We start from the raw sequence: 21973 nt of genomic DNA on the forward strand, positions 1-21973 counted from the left end.
GCTCCTATGCCACGTGAAATCAAGAATCTCGTCGTTTCTCACGTCTCCATCGTCGACAAGGCTGCGAACAAGCGGTCTTTTTTGTTGACCAAGAGTGAGGAACAGCCAAACGTTTCCCGCGACATGAACATCCTCAAGCAGGATGCGTCGCAACAGATTGCCTACGGCATCGTCTATGAACCGCTCGTCAAGGACGCACACGACGACTACATGACGGCGGAAGAGATCGAGAAGGCGGCGCACATTTTCCTCAAGGATTATCGCCAAATCGATAAGCAACACGACTTCACCTCGCAGGTCGGGGATGTCATCGAGTCCTACATCGCACCGGCAGACTTCGAGCTCGGTGGCGAGACCGTCACCAAAGGCACATGGGTCATGGCGGTCAAGGTCGCGGACGAGGTCTGGTCCGGCATCCAGAAGGGGGAGTTCACTGGATTCTCCCTTGCGGGCATGGGTGAGGTCATCGAGAAGGCGGAGGACGGCAAGTCGTTCCTCGCCAAGATCAAGGATTCCGTCACGGAAGTCCTCAAGGATATGGGGATTCTACCGGACGAACAGGGAGAGGAGGTGACAGACATGACACAGGAACAAATCGAAAAGTTACTCGCGGAGAACAACGCGAACCTTCTCAAATCGGTTGAGGCGCTTCTGACGAAGCAAGCAGAACCGGAAGCGGAGCCAAAAGCTGAACCAGAGGCAGAGCCAGAAGGTGAAGAAGCGCAACAGCAAGCGGAATCAGAAGCCTCTGAACTAGAGAAAGCGCAGGCGAAGATTGCAGAACTCGAAAAACAGCTATCTGTCCGACCGCTCCCAGCTTCTCACGAAGCCGTCGAGAAGGCAGAAGTCCCAGATAAAGCTTCATACGCAAGTCACTTTGGATAAGAGAGAGGATGAACCCATTGAACACTACTGAAATGCTCCAAAAACAGATGGACAATATCAAAAAGTCGAACAACGTCACACTCCCAGCGGATGACGGACGTGCCTTCATGCAAGACGTCGTCGCTTCAGGCGATACGCTGAAAAAATTGAACTATTACGCTGCTAAATCTTCAAACGGTGCGATTGAGATGCTCGGCGTCAAGAAACGCCGCTTGAAAGAGCATAAAGGCATCCTTACGACACCAGACGGCACAGATCACGCAGAAGAACGTTCAGTACCGTTCTCGCTCGTTCCTGTCTACACAGACGCGTGGTTCGAGAACGACAACGTCTACTACACAGCACGCTCACGTGGTCAGAACGTCGAGGACATCATCGCTTCGATGATCCAGCAGCAGTTCGGTGCAGACCTACAAGACCTCGCATTCAACGGTGACAAGTCTTCGACAGACGCTTTCATCAAGTTAGATGACGGATTCCTCAAACTTGCACGTACGAGCGCTGATACGATCAAACACGACGTCACAGGAGCGGTCAAACTCGCGGATCTCCAAGCAGTACCGACGAAAGTCGCAGCGGAACAACTTCGTGCTGGTCGTTTCGTCTGGATCATGGGTCGTCTGACACACGCTGCACTCCAAGCAGAAGTCATCGCACGCGAAACAGCACTTGCTGACGTCGTCCTCGTCGAAGGACGCCTTGCGAAGATCCACGGTTACGACATCGAAGTCGTTGATCACATCGTCGAAGATACAGTCCTCTTCACGCCACTCGAAAACTTGACGGTCGTCACTGGTTTCGACGTGCAGTACTCACGTACTGGCGAAGGTCCTGAAGCGATGGCGAAGCAAGCGACATACCACTTCGTCCTCTCGAGCGTGGACTTCGTTATCCGCACACCGAAAGCGCTCGTTTACATCGACGCTGACGTCACACCCTGACCCGGCTCCTTTCGCTCTCATGAGTGAGGAGCCTGTTTACAATCGTGAACAGCTAGAGGCAATGACACGGGATGAAATCTATGCGATTGCAACCGACATGAACATCTCCGGACGTTCGAGCATGACGAAGGCGCAACTCGTCGACGCCATCCTCGCGACGCAGGAAGGAGGGGTCTGATGCCCGTCATCACCGTCCAAGAACTAAAGAGCTACACCAGCTTCGATGCGGTCAAGGCACGGAGTGACGCCCAGCTACAGGATGACATCATCCAAGCGGAGGCGGATATCTTCTCCTACGTCGGGCATGAGTTCCCGCCCGTGCAGTATCCGACGGTTCCGATGCGCGTCAAGTTAGCAGCAAAGAAGCTCGCGGAATACTACGCCCTGTCGGCGCTTGATGAGAGTGCGGTCAAGGGGTACAAGAGCGAGAAGATCGGCGACTACAGCTACCAGATGGCGGATAGTGCAGGCTTGCGCGGGAAACCGGAGATCAATGCCCTGCTCGACCCGTTCGTCAAGGCGGTCGTCACCGAAACACCGAAAGTCAGGATGCGGTACCTATGAGTTACGACAAGTTACTCTCCGACCGCGCCAACATCTATCATCTCGACAAGACGTCTTCGGGCGGGGGCTACGGTCTCCCGTCAGAGGACGCTTTTTCATATCCGAGCACACCGGACGCTGTGAACGTACCCTGTTACCTCGTCAGAGGGCGCGGGACGCTCATCCAGACCGACAGCATGCGGGTCTCGTCTTCGGATGACCTCGCGCATTTCAAGATTACGGCTGACCTCCTGGAAGGGGACAAGGTCGTGATCGATGGGTCAGTCTACATCGCCGGCAAGCCGTACAAGGTCAAGCAGCATCATATCGAGTGCCCGCTCAAACGGGAGGCGCCGCTATGAATGGCTTCGACGACTTTGCACGGGACATGGACCGGATCCGCAAGGACTTCGACCAAGAAATCCCTCTGATCATGGAAGCGGTCGGGGCGGAACTCTTAGCGGAGACCCGTAAGGAAATCGTCCGGCAACAACTCGTCGACACCCGCGACATGTTGAACAGCTTTTCACTGGGTAACAGCTTCAACATTTTCGAGAAACGCAAGGGTGGCTATGAGGTCGAAGCCGGAACCGGAAATCCGTATGCGATTTTCGTCAACGAGGGGCACTGGACCGTCGGACGCAAATCGTTCGTCGAGCCGACGCACTTCTTCGACATCGCCCAATCGATCGCCGAGCAATACATGGCGGTCGGCATCATGAAACGCATCGACGGCACGATCAAACGCCGGTTAGGAGGCTGAACATGGCGATTCAGAAACAAAGCGCGTTCCTCGCCTTCTGCCGCGCGGAATCGGGCATCACGAAATTTTACACGGACCAAGTTCCGGCGACGTTCACCGAGCGTTGCCTGTTCTTGTCTCCGCCTATCTCGCGCGCTCTCCCGCATGCGACAGGCATCTCACGACGCCTCGTCCTAGCGACGGTGACGTTCTTCGCCCCGAAGCGGACGACGGCACTTGCGGACGCCGAGAAGGTCCTGCTCGCCTTAGAGCAACGACGGAACCACATCCCACTGTATGCCGCGAACAACGCCATCATCGGCAAGTTCGAGCTACAGGACGCGAACATCCGCGCGATCGAGAACCCGGTCGATGCGGTAGGGGCGGTCACCTTGACGGTGTCGTGGATGGAGGATACGCCACATATCATCTCACGCGGTCCGGTGGTCAACCGGATCGCTACTTTTTTGGAATAGGAAAGGAGCACGTACATGGCATATTGGGACAAAAACGGTCCGGATCAAGTCTTACCGGGTCTGTACATGGTCATCGAGAAGATGCAGGAAGCCGCCATCCGTCCAGGACAGCGCGGCGTCATCGGCATGGTCACGAATGGCTTGTCAGCGAGCAAGGGCAAGGTGCTCACGCTTCGCAACGTCGGGGAGGCACTCGTCGCCCTCGGTGTATCGAACTACAAGTTCGCAAAACGCGCTTTCGAAGGTGGGGCACGCCAAGTCGTCGCCTACGTCTTGAATGACGCAGAAGAACTCGAGAGTGGTCTTGCGAAGCTCGACCCGTATTACTTCGATGTCTTCACGCTCGGTCGTGATTTAGCGGCAGGAGACGCGGAAGATTTGAAAGCATGGCGCATCCGCAACGAACTCGACGGCAAGAACTACGTCGGGGTCATCGGGGGTCCAGCAGGACTCGCAGACAACACAGCCATCAAGAGCGCGTATGCAGCAGGCAAACACGGCGACCTGATGTATCTTGGCATGGGTGGCGTCGACCAAGACGGAAACGTCATCTCACCGGGTGAACTCGCGGCATGGCTCGCTGGGGCGCAAGGTGGCAAAGGGATGGCGCAAGGATCGCTCACGCGCAAAATCATCGGCTTCCTCTCGGACGTCGAACGCCGCTTGACGAAGGCAGAGCGTGAAGACTTGTTTGAAGCAGGCATCGCGGTACCGATCCACAACGGGCAGGAGGTCGTCCTAGACGCTGCTATCACGTCGAGCAAGGTCATCGAAGGCACAAACCCGAGCAAACCACACCACGCGAACGGGAAGCTCCGTATTGCCTACAACGCAGCGGTATTCCAGACGTCAATCAACGAAGCCATCGAGAGCGAGTTCATCGGCAAGATCAACAACGACCTACCAGGTCAAGAAATCCTCACGTCAGCGCTCGATACGTTCATCGACTCGCTCATCGACGAGGGAGTCCTCGCACCAGGGACGGCAGTCACGCTCCATCCAGACTATCCATCGGTCGGGGATCAAATCTTCTTGTTGATCCGAGGCTATTTCATCGACGCAGCGGAACGTTTCTACATCGACTTCCAAGTCGGTAGCGTACCGACGACAGCAGCTACAGGAGGTGCGTAAGCATGGCAGTAACAGGCGACAAAACGATGTCCGGCACGGGCATGATGGTCTACTGGGCGAGCGGGACGGCGGTCACGTACATCGACCGACTCAACGTCAAGATTGAGCACGTCTACGACGACGTCCGCTTACCGCGTAAGAAAATCACGCAATACAAACATAAAGAGACGAAGATCACCGGTACGATCGGTGCATTCGAGTACTCGCAGTATCTCCAGAAGATGCTCCTTAGCGGTTCGAAGTTCCGTGGTCAGGATCGTCTCGACATTCTCGCGGAACTCGAAGACGGGGAATCTGGTGAACGCTTCTCCTACAGCATCCAGAACATCAAGCTGACGACGGGCGACCTCGCGAACTGGCAGGTCGGTGAGACCGTCAAGAAGGAATACGCCTTCGTCGCGACAGCCGCGAAGATCAAGAACGGCGACAACCGATGACGGAGGGCGGGCGACCGCTCTCTGTTTTTACTTAATCATGAGGAGGAAACGATATGGCAAACCAAGCATTGATCGCAAAGCTACTGAAACGCAAGGAAGAAGAGACGAAGATTGAGGTCGAACTGAAAGGTCTCGCGGATACGCCGTTCTACGTCAAACTCAACTCAGAAAAATACAAGGATCTACTCGAAGAGGCATCACGCCCTATCAAACGTGGGGATAAAGAAATCCCTGTGTCGGCAAAGGTACGGAGTGACCGCATCGATGCCCTCGTCGTCGTTCGAAGTCTGCATGACCATAACGAGGAGCTCGTCTTCAACGGGGAACTCTACGAAGCGCTCGACCTTGATACGACATTCGATCCAGTCGAAGCGGTGAAACAGGTCATCACCTATGCGGAAGAAAAAGCGATTCAAACAGCAGCAATGGAGTGTCTCGGCTTCATCTCGAAGCAAAAGCTTGAACAAGAGGATGAAGAACTAAAAAACTAATGCGAGGGTTGCGGCCAGACGGTATGCGACGGAAACCAGGGGAACCGGTGACGGAAGACTTCTGGGTCCATCACATGTTCCGCCTGCACGGCATCCCTCCACATGAAACATACAATTGGACAGACGGACAGAAGCGGTATGCGTACAATTCGTTAGCCGTTCAACTAGAAGAAGAGAGGGGAGTGTGACGTAGATGGCAGAAAAACGGTACACGGTCGTGTTTGATGCAAAAGACATGGCATCGAACCGCTTGAGTGAAATCGAAAAGCATGCAAAAAGCACTTCCCGTAGCTTGAGCGAGCTGACGAAGGAGACAGACGAGGCTGTTAAAGAAGCGAAACAATTAGAAGGCGCTTACCGCGACATCAACGGACGATTACGTGACGCCAATGGACGTTTCCTCAAGACGAAGGATACACTCCGGGACACGAACAGCGAGATTGACCGTTCAGGTAGCTTTTTATCCCGCATGGGTGCTGGATTAACACGAATCGGTTCGGAAGGATCGAACGCGGTCGGGCGACTCGCCACAGGACTCGGTGGTATCGTCGGCGTTTTAGGTGGCATCACGACAGCGGCAGGACTTGCAGGTGTTGCACTTGCAGGTATGGCAGCAAAAGGTGTCGTCGACCATATGATCAAACCCGCGATGACGGCAGAGATGACGCAGATGAGTATCGAAGGCTTGAGTGGCAGTCCTGAACTCGGCAAACAGATCTATGACCAAACAAAAGCGGCGGGTATGGAATCGATGTTCGCGGATCAACCGTTCATGGACACGGCGCAGATGTTCCTCAACAGCACGAAGGACCCGGAGCAAATCGCAAAAGGGGTCGCCATCACCGAACGTCTCGCGACGAAGAACCCGTCTGAAGCGATGGGCGGGGGTATGGAAGGTGCGAAGACCGCCATCAGTGAGGTCATGACGGGCGATATGACGTCCATCGCGGAACGTTTCAATATGTCCCGCGCGACGTTATCCGCCGCAGGCGTCAGTTCGACAAATGACTGGCTGGCGAACCTTGAAGCCGTCGACCGGTTGCTCGGCGAACAAGGATTCACGGACGAATACGTCAAGAAGATCAATGAATCGACGACGGGTCAATGGGAAAAGCTGAAATCGAATACACAAGGCGTCTTCGCCACGATGGGGAAAGGGATGCTCGAAGAGCTTCGCCCAGCTGCTAAAGAAATGAACGGTTTGTTTGATGATCAGACAGGGATGAACAATTTTACGCAAGCCATGAGTGATCGGTTCCGCGGCGTCTTGAAAGATGTTTTTGGTCTCGGAGAAGGGGTCGACATCACGTGGAAAGACATCCAGCAGTGGTCAGAAGATACATTCGATGGAGTTGTTGACCTTTTATCTGCTACCGGAGAAGGATTTACAGAGATGTTGACCATACTAACTGGTGGGGATTTATCCAAACCACAAGAGACATTTAAGAATTTCGGAGATGTCCTAACAGTTGTCGCTGATAAGATTCGCGAGATCACCGAATTTATGGAGAACACTGACAAGTGGGGCGACAAGATGAGTAAGTGGACTGGCATCGGTCAAGAAGGCGGCATTCAAAAGCAGATTGACGAGGGCGCTTGGTGGCTTCCGGAAGGCGCAAAGGGCGGTCGTGGGTTGATCCCGTGGATGCTCGAAGGCTTCCCGAGTGAACCGAAGAAACCAGACGGCAGTCATGCAAATGGTTTGGATTACGTCCCATACGATGGCTATCTTGCCACATTGCATGAAGGCGAGCGCATCATGACGCGTAGTGAGAACACGAGCACGGTCAATAACTCAAGCACCGTACAACATCAAGGGGTATCGGTAATGATCACGGGCAACGAGTTCATCGTCCGAAATGAGTCAGACATCGACACCATTGGTCGTCAAATCGCGCGTGAATTCATCTTAGCGGGGGCGAAACAATGAGCAAAAGCACGATCGATATCTATTTCGAGCTCCACTATACCGGCACGCAAACGAAACGTGTCAAGGTCGCGGAGAAGAAGAAGGTGAACGGCAAGTACGTCACCGTCTATGTCTACAAGAACAAGAAGGTCAAGGTCAACAAGGTGATGACGAAGAAGATTCCCATTCTTCCTGAGTCGTTGCCTTTTTCGCGTTCCCGTAACTACGAGGACATCGGCACGATCGACCGCCGGACGCATACCCGTACGGGCGCACTCAGTTCGATTTCGTTCCCGATCCAGTCGTTCTTCCCTGGTCACAAGTACGAGTTCTCACAGACAGGGTACGAGAACCCGGTCACGCTCGCGAAATGGTTCGAGGACCGGCAGGAGAACGAAAGTCGTCTGCTCGTCAAGATTCCGGCGATGAAACGCGCCATCTGGGGCAACATTCGGAACTTCGAGTGGGGCTACGAGGCAGGGACACACGACATCGTCTACACGATGCAGATCCATCAGGAACGCAAGCCGAAGGTCAAGACGAAAACAGTGAAGTAGGAGGGATCGAATGGGTTGGGTCGAGGATATCATGGAACAGTTGATACAGCAGATGCCGAAGCCGCCCGTGCGGTTGCTCGAAGGCACGGTGACGGGACTTAGTCCGCTCCAAGTGAAACCGGACGGTTCGAGCGAGAGCATCAAAGGTGCGCGCTGGAACGCGGACATCGTCAAAAAGGTCAAGGAAGGCGAACGGGTGCTGATGCAGCATGACCGCACGATCAATCGCTATTACGTGGTGGTGCGACTGTCATGAGCGTCTACTACTACCATCGCAAGAATAAGAAACGCTACACGATCACCCCGTACGTCGTTTCGTGCGACATCGCGGGGGGCGTCGATAAGTTCTACCAGACGGCGACGCTCGTCATCAGCGCGTCAGCAGGCGTGCCATACGACACGGGCGAGCGGATCCGCGTCTATACCGATTCGAGCAAGCTATTGTTCGAGGGACGCGTCTTCAAGTGTGAACGTAACGGCGACAGCAGTGTTTCCCTGACGTGTCACGATAACGCCTATTACCTGTACCGGAGTGAGGCGACCGTCGTCTCGCAAGAGATCACGCTCGAGAAGCTATTCCGGCGCATGGTCGAGGAACTGGGTCAGAAGGTCGGCTACGTCGCGAAGACGAAGAAGAAATACTTTGGTTTGGAGTTCGTCGGAGAGACGCGTCAGAGCATCCTCCAGACGGTCATGGGCATGGAGCGAGCGGCGACGAAAAAGCGGTACTATATCCGCGCGAACGCCGGCAAGCTCGAACTGCGGGAACGAGGTGCGACGCAAGGCGTTGTCATAACCCGTGGGACAGCAAGCGAGGTGCGAACGACAACGGATGCACAGAACGCCTATACAGCCATCAACTACACGGCAGAGATTGAATCGGGCGCGAAAGCGACAGGTACGTCAGACACGTCCAGCACGATGCGAACGGTCGCGGATTACAAAGGACCAGACACAATCGGAAGTAGAGAAGGTCTAGGTAGTTCCATTGCAGGAACTGATAAATGGAATGACTTGATGGTAAAAGTCGGAAAAGAGAAGGGCATCGATCCGTTATTTCTAAAAGTCATCATGACGATCGAGTCTGGCGGGAATGAACTGGCAATCGGTCCACCTACCCGTTACGGGCAAGCTATCGGGTTGTTTCAAATCATCCCAGGAGCAGTCGACACACCTGTCGATGCGAACCGACTTCGTACGGCAGAATACAACACGAAAAAGGCGGCGGACATCTTCTTGAACGAAAAAGGCAATGCTGCCAAAAACAGAGGCGTCAAGATGAGTGTCGGAGAGATGGCACATTTCTGGTTCGGGTACCTTCAAACAGCAGAAGCGCTTGCCTATAAGAAGCTTGCGGAAACACTGTATGCAGGTTTCGGTGGCGATCCCCATTCCCTCATCACGAACCCTGACAAGATTCCGTCTGGTGGCAAAGCAAAGAAAAGCGAGAGTAAAACGACGTTTCCGAGTGTTGATAACATCCGACTCGGGTCTAAAATCGGTGTCATCGTCAAAGAAATGTCCGGGAAATTCGCTTCCATCGAAGAAATGAACGCGGAGATCGAAAAATTGCAGAAGACGCTGTTGAGCGAAGAGCGAAGCGTCACTGTCTCGATGATGGGGCATGTTGCCGGAATCGCTGGGCGTAAGGTCGAGTTCGATACGACGATTGCAACAGCAAAGGGTACGTGGTACATCAAGGATCATCGTCACACGATTGATCAGTACGGGCACAAGATGAACCTGACGCTATCGAAGTACGACGAGACGCCGGAACCAGAGTATGCACCACCTGCGAACAGTGAGTTCGGGGATGAGAAACCCGTCGGTGTCAAAGGTGCCGTCCTTCCGATTGACAAAGGGAAATATAAAGTCGGCGCGTATCGCTTCAAGTCGGTTACTTTTTATTCAGGTGGCAAGCCTACCCATGCAGGTATCGATTTATTAGCACCACTTGGGACGCCGCTCAAAGCGGTCACAAACATGGTAATCATGTTGAATGATTATTCCGAAAGTTATGGCTGGTGGATCATCGCGCAAGGAAATTTAGGCGGTGGAGAAAAACAATTCGTCTACGCTCACATGAATTCGAGATCACCACACAAAGCAGGTGCGTACGTAAAAGTTGGAGAACAGATTGGCGTTGTCGGAAATACAGGCACATCAACGCAAGCACACTTGCATTTCGAAGTATGTGACCCCGTATGGGCGCGAGGCTTGACGAACAAACTAGACCCTGAAAAATTCTTTGACTTCTAAGGAGGTGTGACATGGCAGAGACCTATGACGTCTTCGACGAGCTGTTGCTCGGGATCGATGACGAGAACAATGAGAACAACGTCGTCGCGAATCAGGACATCGGTAGTGAGCTCCGGACCGCGACATGGGCGATGGACTGGCGCTCGGGACGCTTCGGTGGCAAGGTCGACGGCGACATGGCGACGGTGCACCGGACAGCGAAATACATGGTGACGGCACGCGGACAGGTCGACGTCTATCCGAAGATCACGACGCTCGACGACATCGAGACTGACTTCTACGGCTCGTACCTCTACACGCTCGTCAACCGGGCATTCCCGTCCGTCGAGGACATCGAGAATGAGATCCAAGCCTACTGTGAACTGGCGGTGACCGAACTACCGGACGTCGAGTCGATCTCGGTCGGCAACGTCACCCTCGACGGGGACAAGGTAGCATTCAGCTTTTACATCACGCCGAATAACGGAACGACGGAAGAGGTGAGTATAGATGGAATCGGAATTTGATATTGACTTGTCGCTCGTCACCCCGATGCGGGCGGTCGACGACATTCACGACGAGATGTTGCAGGTCGTCAAGGAAAACGATGCCCAAGCGAGCGTCGAGATCGGGGAACCGATTTGGGACGCGACCCGTCCTGCAGCAACGACGGCAGCGGCACTCTCGAACGACATCGGCTACGGCATCCGCGCGGCAATCCCGCAACTGTCCTACGGTGCCTATCTCGATGAACATGCAAAAGATGTCCTGACGGACGGACGGAAGCCCGGCGTCAAAGCCATCGTCCCTGTGACCCTATCCGCGATGAGTGCGGTGACGGTGCCACAAGGGACGTTTTTATATACGGAAGGTGGACTCCAGTACGTACTCGATGCGGACGCTGTGATCGTACCACCGGAAGTACAACCCGATCCCGACTACTTGATTCCCGGTGAGGTCACGACGACCGCCACGGCGAGCGAGGTCGGGATTGTCTATAACCCGGTGCGTGGGGCCATCAATACGGTAGACGGGGATTTCCGCGACATCGTCAAGGTAACGAACGAAGAAGCAACGACGCAAGGTGTTGACCAAGAATCCGACGATGACCTGAGAAGCCGCATGCGTCTTGTCGCCCGGAACCGCTCAGGCGCAGGTAACACCGATGATTATGAAGCATGGGCGCTTGAAGCGGTCGGGATCACGAAGGCGAAGGTCTTCCGCGCGGATCCGTCACCGGGTAGCGTCACGGTGCTCGTCGCCTCGAAAGAAGGCATGCCGACGCTCGAACAGGTCGCAGAAGCGCAAGCAAAGGTCAGCGCGAAAGGGGCCCTGATCGCGAAAAACTTCGTGTTTGCCCCGAATCCGTTACCGATCTCGATCGAAGCGAACATCACGATCGAGGCGGACGCCGTTTTCAGCGACGTCAAGGTCGCGTTCGAACAGGCACTACAAGACTACTTAGCCGCCCTCGCGTTCAGCGGGGAGGTCATCCGCTATGCGCAACTGTTCAACCTCTTGATTGACCAGCCGGGCATGATCGACGTCGAGAACCTGCTCGTCAACGGCGGGACGGCGAACATCACGCCAGGCGTCAAGGAGATCGCGACGCTCGGGGCGGTGACGCTGACATGACGATTACGCCACTGGCTTACGAGATGCAGCAGGAGTTCCTCGACATGAGCGCGGACTACTGGCGCGAGCACCTCGACATGAACAGCATCTTCCTCGCGGGGGCGTATGCCCTCAGCAAGCAACAGGAGACAATCGACCGCTACCTCTATTCGGAACTGCTCATCGAGACGGCGACGGACTGGGGGTTGTCGCTCAAGGAAGACTTCTACGGACTGCGAGACGGTATTGCCCGTTCTCTCGACGCACGACGTTCGCGCTTACGGGCGACGATGCGAGGCGGGAAGGCATTGACCATCGAGGACTTAGAAGCACTCGCAGGGGTGTTCACGGGTGGTCTCGTCGACATCACGATCGACTATGACCAATTCATCTATACGATCGAGTTCCGCGACACCTACGGGATTCCGGAACGGATTGAAGACGTCCAGCTCGTCCTCGCGAAGAACATCCCTGCCTACTACGCGATCGTCTACAAGTTCAAGTTCACGACGTATCACACGGTCAAGAACTACTTCGATGACTATGCGGAACTGAAAGCAACTCACCTCACCTACAAGCAACTACTCGTCCGTAAGCTCGACTACGACACGTACGACGAAGCAGAAGCGATGTACAGCACGTATGATGTGCTTGAAGCGACAGGGTTGACATATCAACAACTATCGAACAAGGAGGACAAGACATGACGAAGACATCCAATTATCAACTAACGAAAATTGACGACGCGATGCCAGCGGACGTCGTGCGGGATATCAATCGACTGGCGGACGAAACGGATAAAGTGTTGACTGACGAACTCGCCAAGATGGAACCGAAGACCAACAAAAATAAGCCGAACGGATATCCGGGACTGGATGTTAATGGGAAGATTTCTACCGCGCAGTTACCTGCCTATAAGATTGGTGACAAGGAAGTATTGTCGGTCAACCCGCAGGACAACGACACTTTAAAATTCGATGCGTTGATTGATAAGTGGCGCAACGTGCAATCGAACATCGACCGAACACCTCCCGGAAATGTCTCAGGGATTGCAGCAGACACGTCGAGTGGGTCCGTGACGTTGAAATGGACGGATCCCACCGACAGTGACTGGTATGTGACACGCGTCGTCCGAAAAATCGGAAGTTACCCAACGAGCGCGAACGACGGAACGACAGTCGTGACTTCCGCTGTAAGGGATCAATATAAAACGAATGGCTACGTCGATAACGGACTCGTCAATGGCACGCAGTACTATTATCAGTTTTTCCCGATTGATACATCACAAAATTCGAACGGGAACCCCGATAACCGTGTTAAAGCAACTCCGCAAGCGGTCATGACATTCGGGTTGTCTTGGAACAAAGCGACCGGTCAAGTGTTGCGTTTGGGTGATGCGATAGGACGGAACGTCTCAACGAACGAAGGAATCAAAACGAGCGATTTCTCGAACGTTCTCCCATGGGCAGGCATGCGTCGTTGTAACTTAGTTAGTGATGGAACGGTTACTTCCTACCAAGGGGACCCAACGTTCGCGCATGACGGGACGAAAGGAAACGTCATGGTCGAGATTCCAAAGTTCTGGTTCAAGAAGGTACCCACTGCGACAGGGTTCGAATTCTGGATCGCGAACGGTCCGGCAGCGGGCTTCATCATTCACCCCGCGTTTTACCGAGATCGCGGAACGGGTAAAGCAGACGAGGTTGAAAAACGTTATATCGGTGCGTTCTTAGGTACGAAAGTAGGGAGTAAGCTGTTCTCTTATTCGAACGTCATTGCTCTCAATCACACCGATATCGGGACGTTCCGAGAAATGGCGCAATCTCATGGTCCTGGGTGGGGCATCGAAGATTTTCATCTCGTCAGTGCAGTTCAATTGCTCTACCTCGTGGAGTATGCGAATTTCAATTCGCAAGCAGCCATCGGAATCGGAGATACTAATAATCCTTACGGGGGCGTCGACGGGGCGGTGTTGCGCGTCGGAGCGACGGCGACATATGGAAACAGTACCTACGGGAAGACAGTCGCAGAACGGTATACGCGAGCCGATACAGTGGTCAGCTATCGCGGTATCGAAGATGTCTTTGGGGCGATGAGCCGCTACGTCGACGGAGTATTTATTACTTCAGGGAACGCTTATTTAATTGGTAATCGCGCATTTAACAACACAGGACAAGGCTACACGACGACAGTACAGACGGGTTTTGGCGGAGATACTGTAGGTCAGATTTCAGATATCTTCGATTCAGTAGAAGCTGGTTTCTTGCCGAAATCGATCGAAGGGACATCGAATTCAGGATTGTATGACTACGGAACCTATTCTGCGAGTGCAAGTATTCATGTCGGAGGCGACGGGTCTGACAACTTCGCGGCCGGTATATTCCGAATGAATACCGCGAATACATGGTTCTCTGTCGGGCAATACCCGAGAGTGAGCGCACGACTTGCGTATTAAGTGAAAGGAAGTGTCGGAATGAAGGTCCGAAGTACATTGTCACCAGAACCGGTGTGGATCCGTTTCATCGATGCGACAGGTGAGGCGTTCGTGCGCCTTCGCCAGAACGTCGTACTCAAGGCAGACGACGAGAACGAACTCGAACGGCAATATTACGAATGGGACGAGGTCGAAGTGACGATCGTCGACCGCGACAACCTGATTGGGTACGTGCAGGAGAACTTCGACGCCCTGTTCACGCACGGACTCGCAGAAGAGAACAAACCGAAGCCGAAGACGGCGAAGGAGTTACGCGACGAGCAGATCAAGGCGCTACAGGATCAGAACGTAGAACTATCGGAAATGAACTTGGCATTATACAAATCGAACCTCGCTTTACAGGAATCGAGTATCGAGACGAATGAATTTTTGTTGAGCATCTATGAGATCATTTTAGGAGGCGAATGAACATGGAAGAAATGACAGAGCTACCACCATTATCACGACTCGACCAATTGGCAGTAAATGCTTACGTACGATCCATCCAAGCGGGGATGCGGACCATCAATGAAGTGCCGGCTCGTTTACAACCATATGTCTTAAAACAAATGGAGGAGATGGACAATGGGGCTAACGCTTAATTATGGATTTCCTGTTCCGGACGGAAGTGATAGCTTTAAAGCACACCGTGACTTTAAAAGGTTAGGTGAAACGATCGATGAGATATTAAAAAATGAAGTGACGCGACTTGAAAAAAACAACAATGAAATTTTATTGTTTTCATTTTTCAAAAGCACTTCTGATTTTTCGAATTCATTATATCTATCGAGTGACGGCGAAAACATCATTCGCTTAAATACGAATAGCGCTAAGTTTAACAACCAACGCGATCCATCAATCGCGTTTTTTAAAGGGCGCTTTTACATGGCGCATACAGGATACAACCCTCATGATTTCGTATTATCTCATTCAGAGGATTTGGTGAACTGGACAACAAAGACGCTGAGTGTTGGACTAGGAGGTTCTTCTTCGACAAGGATTTGGGCACCGGAAATTTTCGTCGATGGAGATAATTTCTATGTGTTGCTATCTAAGCAAATAGGTACAGATGTCGATATATCCGGAACGACCATTCCTTCGTTCCGTCCGTATATAACAAAAATGCTGAACGCCGAAAGCATGATATTCGAAAATGCTACACCTATGACGTTAGAAGACACGAATAAGATTGATCCGTGTCTAATTCGCGATAATGATTTTTACTACGTGTTTGTGAAAGACGAAAACGATAAAAAAATCGAACAATGGCGAAGTACCTCTGTGAATGGCGTGTATACAAAATTATCCGACAACATTTCGCCGATACAAGAAACGGAGGGACTTTCTGCAGTTCGTTTCAACGGCAAATTTTATTTGTATGCTGACGGGTATAAAAACGATAGAGGAATTACCTACTTCACTACAAGTACTGATTTGATCAACTGGTCTGAAAGAAAGATGTTGAAAGCGAAAGAACGCATACGCCACGGTAGTGCATTCGTTATTTCACAGGTAGAGGCAAAACAAGTTTTAATGAAATATAGAACTGCGAATACCATTTCCTCACCGAACACCTACGATTTGTATATCCCATTATCTTCACTTGCGACGAACAACATCGTTTCGGAATTAGAAGTTTTAGACAATGTGGTATACACCGTCAGCGGTTCCGAGCAAGTGACGATTTCGGGATTCAAAAACCCATCGAAAGCGAAGCGTTTTTATTTCCACATCGGCTCAAACTCGGATGCGAGCATTACAATCGCGAGTGGTTCGACTATCGTTGGAGTACCGAATAATACAAAGTGGGATGCGAAGTACGGAGAAGGGGACATGATGATCGAATTCGAGTTTGTCGAAGCATTGAATAATTTCAAGCCAAAGCAACCGAGTTTAAAAAAGTTATCTGAAAAACTGAATCTCGGCGCACGTTTTGGTTGGAAACGTGTAGACTTTACGACAATCGGTTTAACGCAATCGAACCTGGCGGTAGAGGATGGAGTAATTTACGTACTATCCGGTTCTTCAGATGCCACACTATCAGGTGTTCAAAGTTTGCCTGATGGATCGCGCTTCGGTGTAGCAGTCTTTTCAAATACGGCAAAATTAACTATCACAACTGGGACGAACATCACCGTGCCAGGGGGCTCTTTCGTGGTTGGAGCGAGTAATAACAACAACGAAGTCGTCATCGAGTTCGTGAAAGTGGCATCCTCTACATTCAGATTACGGAAGTAAACCCTAACGCCCCTGACCGGGCGTTTTTCTTTTGCCTACGGGCTTCATCATGAACCGACATCCAGACACAGACTAAACGCAGTAGGGGGTCATCGCTTGGAAGGAGCCGACAACATGGATTCCATCATCCAGACCGTGCAGAACCATGGGGAACGCATTGCGTTGCTCGAACAATCGGACGAAAAGATGCGTGTCGAAATTACCTCGATTAACGACAAACTGGGAGCTGTTGAGCGCTCACAACTCGAAATCAAATCCACGCTCAATGATGCGTCCCGTGAGACCCGCTCGGTCATCCGCGATTCGCAGGAAATGACGCGTGGGCTATTCAAATCGCAAGAGCTCGTCATCTCGCAACTAGCAACAGCACTCGAGAACGAATCCAACCGCAAGCATAAGGAACAGACGCTTAACGTGGAAGTGAAGGACAAACAAAGCGAGCGTATATGGGCGGCGTTCGGAAAATGGTCACTCATCATCGTCCCGACACTCGGCGGCATCGCCACGATTCTCGGCATCTTCTATAAATAAGGAGGCTACACCATGTACTATGACAAACGAAACCGCGCAGCACTCGCGGAACTGGCACCGAACACGAAGAAAGCCGCACTCAAATGGTACGACTTCCTCATCAAGAACGACATCGAACTGTTGATCTACGACGCACGCCGGACGTATGCAGAACAGCTCGCGAATGTTCGTTCAGGTGCATCGCAAACGATGACGTCTTATCACCTCGTCGGGCAAGCGCTCGACTTCGTACCTATCACGAATGGTAAAGCAGACTGGGCAGGCTATGGTCGTGCGGACATCAAGAAGGCGTTAGCAGAAGCAAAACGTCTTGGCTTCGAGTGGGGTGGCGACTGGGCATCCTTCGTCGATAAGCCGCACTTGCAGTACAACTACAAAGGCTACGGATCAGACAAGGTACTTGCCGCGTCTGCTGCTACACCGGCACCGAAGCCAGCGAGCAAGCCTGCTGCACCACAAGGCGACGGCAAGGCAATCGTTCCCGTTCCGAAATATCCTCTGTACCGGACACAAGAAGCGAAGAAGATGTTCCAGAAGGACATTGAACGGGTTCAACGAGCGGTCGGGGTACCGGTGACAAGTAAGTTCGATGCCGCTACCGAGAAAGCTGTAAAAGCCTATCAGAAACGTAAGAAACTCGATGCAGACGGTGTCGTCGGTAAAGATACCTGGAACATGCTCTTTTAATCCAAACGAAATGGGGAATACCTTTGACTGAAATATTACTGTTAGCGACATTAATCGCACCTGTCACACTTGGTGTAAACGAAATCATCAAGCAGGCGTTTAACGTAAAGAAGAACTTTATCCCGTTACTCGGTGTCGTCGTCGGTCTCGCCATTGGCTTTCTTGCGGCGCCGATCAGTGACATCGATCTCTATCTCCGTCTCTGGGCAGGCGCACTGTCTGGTCTGTCCGCTTCCGGCTTGTACGAGCTGACGAGCAAACGCGACGGCACAACTAAAGCATGATTCTATCCTGCCCTCACGGGTGGGATTTTTTTGTGTAACAAGTTTGTCGAAAATTGTCGCGGGAATATACTGTACAAATGACACCGCAATGACGATAATAAAGTGAATCATAAGTGCGACAAAAATCGTAATAGAAATGTAGGCATAAAATGTCTCCATATGGAGACAATTATTGTTCTCATTCTCGTAGCAAAAAAAGTAGCATGAAGGAGATGTTATACATGCGTGAACAATCATCAATCTTTGATGTCGCAAACTTCTTCCTTTCGAAAGAGAGTATGACCAACAAGAAATTACAAAAACTTTCGTATTATGCGGTAGCGTGGATTTACACGCTTCGGGGGGAAAATGTTGCACCAGATACTGAATTCCAGGCATGGCGCCACGGTCCAGTATCACCAGAACTATACGACAGATATAAAGAGTACGGGTATAGAAGTATACCTTCAGTAGCTGAGGATTTCAGCAAATTTTCAAGTGAAGAACTAGATTTACTTGAAAGTGTTTGGTACACGTACGGTGACCAAACCGGAAATTCTTTGGAGGCACTCACTCATACCGAAGATCCTTGGAAACACACGTTTAGACCAGACGCTGATAATCGATGCAAGGAGCCAATCCCAATGGATTTAATGCGCAATTTTTATAGTTCAATTTTAATTGAAGAGGATGATTGTTAAATGCCTCGCCAGTTAGCTCGCGTCAAGCCTAAGAAACCAGTAGGAAAAGCGTTAACGAACCGAACGCAAGCCCCGTTTATCATTTCATTTAAGTATAAACTCGCGAACAACTATGGTTTCAAAGAACTCCAACTTCAGCACATGAAACAATTCCAAAACTTTTTAGACCTTGTATCCGGTATGTCTTTTCAAGAGGTGGATAGTAAATTCCGGCGACCGTCTGATAGTGATGATACTTTCAACGAAAAGAATGTGGTTCACTATAAAGTGAAGGATGGTTTTCGCATTCATGGAGTCATTGAAGAAGGGCGTTTTAAAGTCATTCGCCTTGATCCAAACCATAAGTTTCACAAGTGACCCTCTGCACATGCAGAAGGTCTTTTTTTGTGCGCAAAAAGAGTGCCCGTTCAGGACACTCCCAGTTGCATCTTCAGTTGTTCCTCGAAACGCTCCCGCTTCTTTTGGCTTGCCGTGACGTCGAGCTGCATCAGGTTCTCCGTCTGCTTCAGGACATCGACCTGCAAGCCTTTCGTCAGACGGTCGAACGCGGCGAGGATCTCAGGTGCCTCTCCCGACAGTACGATCTGCGTCTTGTTCACGAGCAAAACTTTCATGTGCTCCTCCTTGTGTGAAACAGTCCGACGGTCAATGCTTATCTATACCCGGCGTGGGTATGAAGCAAACCGCACGAAACCTGCACACGAATTGCACACTGCACAGTGAATTGCACATTTTTTTATCTTCTTCTTGAAATACAATCGGTCAGAAAACCGCGTCTTATCCCCACTTCCTACTATTGAATACTACCGCTGAAAAAGGAACAGTATTATGCCAAAGAGAAGAAGTATCCAGAATCACTTCAGACGATCAATCGGGGAACAGCTGATAAACCGAATGCCCTCGTCTGTGATCAGGAGACGTATACGTATGATCCGAAGACTGGCGAACTTACGAAGTGAACAAGGATTTACCTTATTTGAGATGACGGCGGTACTGACAATCATTGCTTGTTTACTTGTTTTGTTGTTACCGGCACTGTTTGAAAAACGACCGGACTGGATTCCGCTTGAACAAGAGGTTCGTCTGATGGAACAAGATATTCAGACGCTTCGGCTTATGCAGTACTCGAAACAAGATCAAGCATTGATGCAGTTTCGATTTCGTGGAGACGGGACAGGATACCTTGTTCTTACGGATGACCGGCTGTTATGGCAACGAACGTTCCAGAATGGGCATACATGTGCCGTTCCCCCGTCAAACCGCATCATCTACTTTAAGAGCTATCACTCGATTTATGCAGCGACGTGGTCTTGCCGTTCGGCAACAGCCGAGTATGAAATTAAATTCTTACTTGGGAACTATCAAATGGCAATCCGTAAAGTGAGGTGAGAAGTATGCAGGACAAACGACAAGCGGGTTTCTCTTTGCTCGAAGTGATTCTCTCTATCGTTGCGATGGGTGTCTTCATAATGCTAGCGATCGATCCTTATCTCGATTTACGAACGAAACAAATCAACTGGGAACAAGAGACGAAACAGCTTGAGCAGATGGCGACGGATCAAGTTGAAAACCGAACAGTGTCCTATGTTCTGAAGCAAGGAGCGTGGTGCAATGAAACGACATGTCTTGCGAGCGGAATCCGGAATGACCCTCCTCGAACTATCGTTCGTCCTGTGGATCAGTCCGTTGCTCCTGTTGGCGATTTTGACGCTGACACCACTCGTTCGCCCACCAGAAGTCAATCGAATAAATGAAGAACTGTTCTTTCATACCGTAGAACGGCTCATGTGGCGGAGTACGATGTGTGAACGCGTTGGAGATGAGATTCGCGGAATGGACGTTAATCCGGGAGAGACGGCTGAAAAATGGCGTCTCGTCCGTGTGCAAGATCAACTACGCCTCAAGAAAGAACAAGGAGGTGAACTGACATACGCTCGCGATGTCAAACATTACACTGTGACAAGCACTGCCGAGATCCTTTCAATTCAGTTGAACGACAGCAAACGTTCCTTCCGATGCGTCAAGACGGATTCATCTTGATTCAGACCTTACTGTTACTTCTAGGAATGGGAGTCGTGCTCTTGATTTCTTGTCAGCAAATTGACGAAGAAATGCGCCATCATCAGTTGGAACAAGAAGCACTACAACTCGAATCTCTCATCCGCGCGGCAAAAGCAGATTGTACGAAGGATGAGACCCTCCGCTATCCAATCGGGCAAGTCAGCTGTACAGTGACCGATAAAGGCTTTAAAATGGAAGCGAGATTAGAGAATGGTCAAAGAATCGAGGCGGTCGTTACACATGAGTAAGGTTTATTTGATTGGCTTTATGGGAACTGGTAAATCAGCCGTCGGACATCGATTACGTGGACGATACACGGTCGACGAATTGGATGAACACTTCGAACAGAAACATGGACAAACGATTCCTTCTTTTTTTGCTGAGCATGGCGAAGCAGGATTTCGTACACACGAGAGCGAATTGTTGAGGAACAGCAAAGCGGAGGTAGTCGTCACAGGTGGTGGAATCGTCGAACGAGAAGAGAACCGACTGTTCATGAAAAAGGCAGGGACAGTCATTTGGATTGATACGCCATTTGATGTCATCTGGAAACGGATTGCTTCTGACTCGAATCGTCCACTCGTGACAGAACGGGAACAGGTGAAGCATTTATTCGATCGTCGCTATTCTTTGTATGCTGGAGTTGCCACTGTTCGCATTGAAGGAACGACATCAATCGAAGAGTTGGTTCATGCGATTGAAACTGTATTGGAGGAAAAGTCATGATTTGGATTACGTTAGGTATTATTTTATTGTCCATCGTAGGACTTGTGTTGTTCGGATTCATTCTTTACAAGAAGAAGCTATCTCAGGATATTCAACAATTAAAGCAATTGATGGAGCGCTTTACGATTCGTCAGCAAACCTTGCAGACGAACATTGATCATACGACGCAGCGAATCGATCAAATCAAAGGAAATATCAATCGAATCACTGAAGAAGGAAATCGTGTGAAGCAAGGAACAAGCCAATTGGTGACGGAAGGTCGTCGACTCCAGGAGGAAATCAAACGAACTGCCGGAATCAAACAATTTTGAAATGGCTTTCATGGGAAG

Annotated in this window: 33 protein-coding genes; 32 read left to right on the top strand and 1 reads right to left on the bottom strand. The window is 51.2% G+C overall.

Annotated features, from left to right (window positions below; genetic code table 11):
- The first annotated feature begins 6 nt into the window (after positions 1-6).
- The 27 genes from HZS85_RS08370 to HZS85_RS08500 all read left to right on the top strand — a co-directional run bounded on the left by HZS85_RS08370 (position 7) and on the right by HZS85_RS08500 (position 19214).
- Positions 7-885 (top strand): XkdF-like putative serine protease domain-containing protein, encoded by an 879-nt coding sequence (locus tag HZS85_RS08370; protein WP_214854987.1) that lies wholly within the window; start codon positions 7-9, stop codon positions 883-885.
- Positions 886-902: 17 nt separating this feature from the next.
- Positions 903-1826 carry a phage major capsid family protein gene (locus tag HZS85_RS08375; protein ID WP_214854988.1) on the top strand — a complete coding sequence of 308 codons (924 nt, stop codon included), beginning with the start codon at positions 903-905 and terminating at the stop codon, positions 1824-1826.
- A gap of 61 nt (positions 1827-1887) precedes the next feature.
- Entirely contained in the window at positions 1888-2004 is a 117-nt protein-coding gene (locus tag HZS85_RS08380; RefSeq protein WP_214854989.1) for a Rho termination factor N-terminal domain-containing protein, read from the top strand.
- The gene (gene yqbG, locus HZS85_RS08385; RefSeq protein ID WP_214854990.1) at positions 2004-2390 is read left to right on the top strand and encodes a protein YqbG; all 387 of its coding nucleotides are present in this window, start codon (positions 2004-2006) and stop codon (positions 2388-2390) included. The genes HZS85_RS08380 and yqbG overlap by 1 nt, the downstream gene beginning before the upstream one ends.
- Positions 2387-2731: a DUF3599 family protein gene (locus tag HZS85_RS08390; protein ID WP_214854991.1), complete on the top strand. Its 345-nt coding sequence runs from the start codon at positions 2387-2389 to the stop codon at positions 2729-2731. The genes yqbG and HZS85_RS08390 overlap by 4 nt, the downstream gene beginning before the upstream one ends.
- Entirely contained in the window at positions 2728-3132 is a 405-nt protein-coding gene (locus HZS85_RS08395; RefSeq protein WP_285801412.1) for an HK97 gp10 family phage protein, read from the top strand. The genes HZS85_RS08390 and HZS85_RS08395 overlap by 4 nt, the downstream gene beginning before the upstream one ends.
- Positions 3133-3245: 113 nt before the next feature.
- Positions 3246-3587, top strand: coding sequence for a hypothetical protein (locus tag HZS85_RS08400; protein ID WP_214854994.1), 342 nt, complete (start codon positions 3246-3248; stop codon positions 3585-3587).
- 15 nt (positions 3588-3602) lie between these two features.
- Positions 3603-4718, top strand: coding sequence for a phage tail sheath subtilisin-like domain-containing protein (locus HZS85_RS08405; protein WP_214854995.1), 1116 nt, complete (start codon positions 3603-3605; stop codon positions 4716-4718).
- 2 nt (positions 4719-4720) lie between these two features.
- Positions 4721-5155, top strand: a complete 435-nt coding sequence (locus HZS85_RS08410) for a phage tail tube protein (RefSeq protein ID WP_214854996.1) — start codon at positions 4721-4723, stop codon at positions 5153-5155.
- A gap of 53 nt (positions 5156-5208) precedes the next feature.
- Positions 5209-5646 carry a hypothetical protein gene (locus HZS85_RS08415; protein ID WP_214854997.1) on the top strand — a complete coding sequence of 146 codons (438 nt, stop codon included), beginning with the start codon at positions 5209-5211 and terminating at the stop codon, positions 5644-5646.
- Positions 5646-5834 (top strand): hypothetical protein, encoded by a 189-nt coding sequence (locus HZS85_RS08420; protein ID WP_214854998.1) that lies wholly within the window; start codon positions 5646-5648, stop codon positions 5832-5834. Before HZS85_RS08415 ends, HZS85_RS08420 begins: the two co-directional genes overlap by 1 nt.
- A 5-nt stretch (positions 5835-5839) precedes the next feature.
- Positions 5840-7576 carry a hypothetical protein gene (locus HZS85_RS08425; protein WP_214854999.1) on the top strand — a complete coding sequence of 579 codons (1737 nt, stop codon included), beginning with the start codon at positions 5840-5842 and terminating at the stop codon, positions 7574-7576.
- Positions 7573-8112, top strand: a complete 540-nt coding sequence (locus HZS85_RS08430; protein ID WP_214855000.1) for a hypothetical protein — start codon at positions 7573-7575, stop codon at positions 8110-8112. Before HZS85_RS08425 ends, HZS85_RS08430 begins: the two co-directional genes overlap by 4 nt.
- A gap of 10 nt (positions 8113-8122) precedes the next feature.
- On the top strand, positions 8123-8368 hold the full coding sequence (locus tag HZS85_RS08435) for a hypothetical protein (RefSeq protein ID WP_214855002.1): 246 nt from the start codon (positions 8123-8125) through the stop codon (positions 8366-8368).
- Positions 8365-10371: an XkdQ/YqbQ family protein gene (locus HZS85_RS08440; protein ID WP_214855005.1), complete on the top strand. Its 2007-nt coding sequence runs from the start codon at positions 8365-8367 to the stop codon at positions 10369-10371. Before HZS85_RS08435 ends, HZS85_RS08440 begins: the two co-directional genes overlap by 4 nt.
- Before the next feature lie 11 nt (positions 10372-10382).
- The gene (locus tag HZS85_RS08445; protein WP_214855008.1) at positions 10383-10877 is read left to right on the top strand and encodes a GPW/gp25 family protein; all 495 of its coding nucleotides are present in this window, start codon (positions 10383-10385) and stop codon (positions 10875-10877) included.
- The gene (locus HZS85_RS08450) at positions 10861-11985 is read left to right on the top strand and encodes a baseplate J/gp47 family protein (protein WP_214855011.1); all 1125 of its coding nucleotides are present in this window, start codon (positions 10861-10863) and stop codon (positions 11983-11985) included. The genes HZS85_RS08445 and HZS85_RS08450 overlap by 17 nt, the downstream gene beginning before the upstream one ends.
- A complete protein-coding gene (locus tag HZS85_RS08455) occupies positions 11982-12671 on the top strand; it encodes a putative phage tail protein (RefSeq protein WP_214855014.1) in 690 nt (229 codons plus the stop codon). Before HZS85_RS08450 ends, HZS85_RS08455 begins: the two co-directional genes overlap by 4 nt.
- A complete protein-coding gene (locus HZS85_RS08460; protein ID WP_214855017.1) occupies positions 12668-14419 on the top strand; it encodes a fibronectin type III domain-containing protein in 1752 nt (583 codons plus the stop codon). Before HZS85_RS08455 ends, HZS85_RS08460 begins: the two co-directional genes overlap by 4 nt.
- A gap of 18 nt (positions 14420-14437) precedes the next feature.
- Positions 14438-14866: a hypothetical protein gene (locus HZS85_RS08465; protein ID WP_214855020.1), complete on the top strand. Its 429-nt coding sequence runs from the start codon at positions 14438-14440 to the stop codon at positions 14864-14866.
- Between the two features lie 2 nt (positions 14867-14868).
- Entirely contained in the window at positions 14869-15039 is a 171-nt protein-coding gene (locus HZS85_RS08470) for a hypothetical protein (protein WP_214855023.1), read from the top strand.
- Positions 15023-16675 (top strand): family 43 glycosylhydrolase, encoded by a 1653-nt coding sequence (locus HZS85_RS08475; protein WP_214855027.1) that lies wholly within the window; start codon positions 15023-15025, stop codon positions 16673-16675. The genes HZS85_RS08470 and HZS85_RS08475 overlap by 17 nt, the downstream gene beginning before the upstream one ends.
- A gap of 114 nt (positions 16676-16789) precedes the next feature.
- A complete protein-coding gene (locus HZS85_RS08480) occupies positions 16790-17206 on the top strand; it encodes a hypothetical protein (RefSeq protein ID WP_214855030.1) in 417 nt (138 codons plus the stop codon).
- 12 nt (positions 17207-17218) lie between these two features.
- A complete protein-coding gene (locus tag HZS85_RS08485; protein ID WP_214855033.1) occupies positions 17219-17893 on the top strand; it encodes a M15 family metallopeptidase in 675 nt (224 codons plus the stop codon).
- A 23-nt stretch (positions 17894-17916) separates the two neighbouring features.
- Entirely contained in the window at positions 17917-18177 is a 261-nt protein-coding gene (locus tag HZS85_RS08490) for a holin (RefSeq protein WP_214855036.1), read from the top strand.
- 221 nt (positions 18178-18398) lie between these two features.
- Positions 18399-18857 carry a Panacea domain-containing protein gene (locus tag HZS85_RS08495; protein WP_214855039.1) on the top strand — a complete coding sequence of 153 codons (459 nt, stop codon included), beginning with the start codon at positions 18399-18401 and terminating at the stop codon, positions 18855-18857.
- Positions 18858-19214, top strand: coding sequence for an MAG6450 family protein (locus HZS85_RS08500; protein WP_214855042.1), 357 nt, complete (start codon positions 18858-18860; stop codon positions 19212-19214).
- Between the two features lie 50 nt (positions 19215-19264).
- Here HZS85_RS08500 and HZS85_RS08505 read toward each other — a convergent pair whose 3' ends face one another.
- Positions 19265-19471: a hypothetical protein gene (locus HZS85_RS08505; protein WP_214855045.1), complete on the bottom strand. Its 207-nt coding sequence runs from the start codon at positions 19469-19471 to the stop codon at positions 19265-19267.
- A gap of 313 nt (positions 19472-19784) precedes the next feature.
- Here HZS85_RS08505 and HZS85_RS08510 point away from each other — a divergent pair, with 313 nt between their 5' ends.
- The 5 genes from HZS85_RS08510 to HZS85_RS08535 all read left to right on the top strand — a co-directional run bounded on the left by HZS85_RS08510 (position 19785) and on the right by HZS85_RS08535 (position 21955).
- A complete protein-coding gene (locus tag HZS85_RS08510) occupies positions 19785-20246 on the top strand; it encodes a prepilin-type N-terminal cleavage/methylation domain-containing protein (RefSeq protein ID WP_214855048.1) in 462 nt (153 codons plus the stop codon).
- A gap of 5 nt (positions 20247-20251) precedes the next feature.
- Positions 20252-20611: a type II secretion system protein gene (locus tag HZS85_RS08515; RefSeq protein WP_214855051.1), complete on the top strand. Its 360-nt coding sequence runs from the start codon at positions 20252-20254 to the stop codon at positions 20609-20611.
- A 282-nt stretch (positions 20612-20893) separates the two neighbouring features.
- On the top strand, positions 20894-21166 hold the full coding sequence (locus HZS85_RS08525; protein WP_251137904.1) for a hypothetical protein: 273 nt from the start codon (positions 20894-20896) through the stop codon (positions 21164-21166).
- On the top strand, positions 21159-21644 hold the full coding sequence (locus tag HZS85_RS08530) for a shikimate kinase (RefSeq protein WP_214855055.1): 486 nt from the start codon (positions 21159-21161) through the stop codon (positions 21642-21644). The genes HZS85_RS08525 and HZS85_RS08530 overlap by 8 nt, the downstream gene beginning before the upstream one ends.
- Positions 21641-21955, top strand: a complete 315-nt coding sequence (locus HZS85_RS08535) for a hypothetical protein (protein WP_214855057.1) — start codon at positions 21641-21643, stop codon at positions 21953-21955. Before HZS85_RS08530 ends, HZS85_RS08535 begins: the two co-directional genes overlap by 4 nt.
- Positions 21956-21973 lie beyond the last annotated feature (18 nt).

It is taken from the genome of Exiguobacterium sp. s130, assembly GCF_018619055.1.
Lineage (GTDB): Bacteria > Bacillota > Bacilli > Exiguobacteriales > Exiguobacteriaceae > Exiguobacterium_A.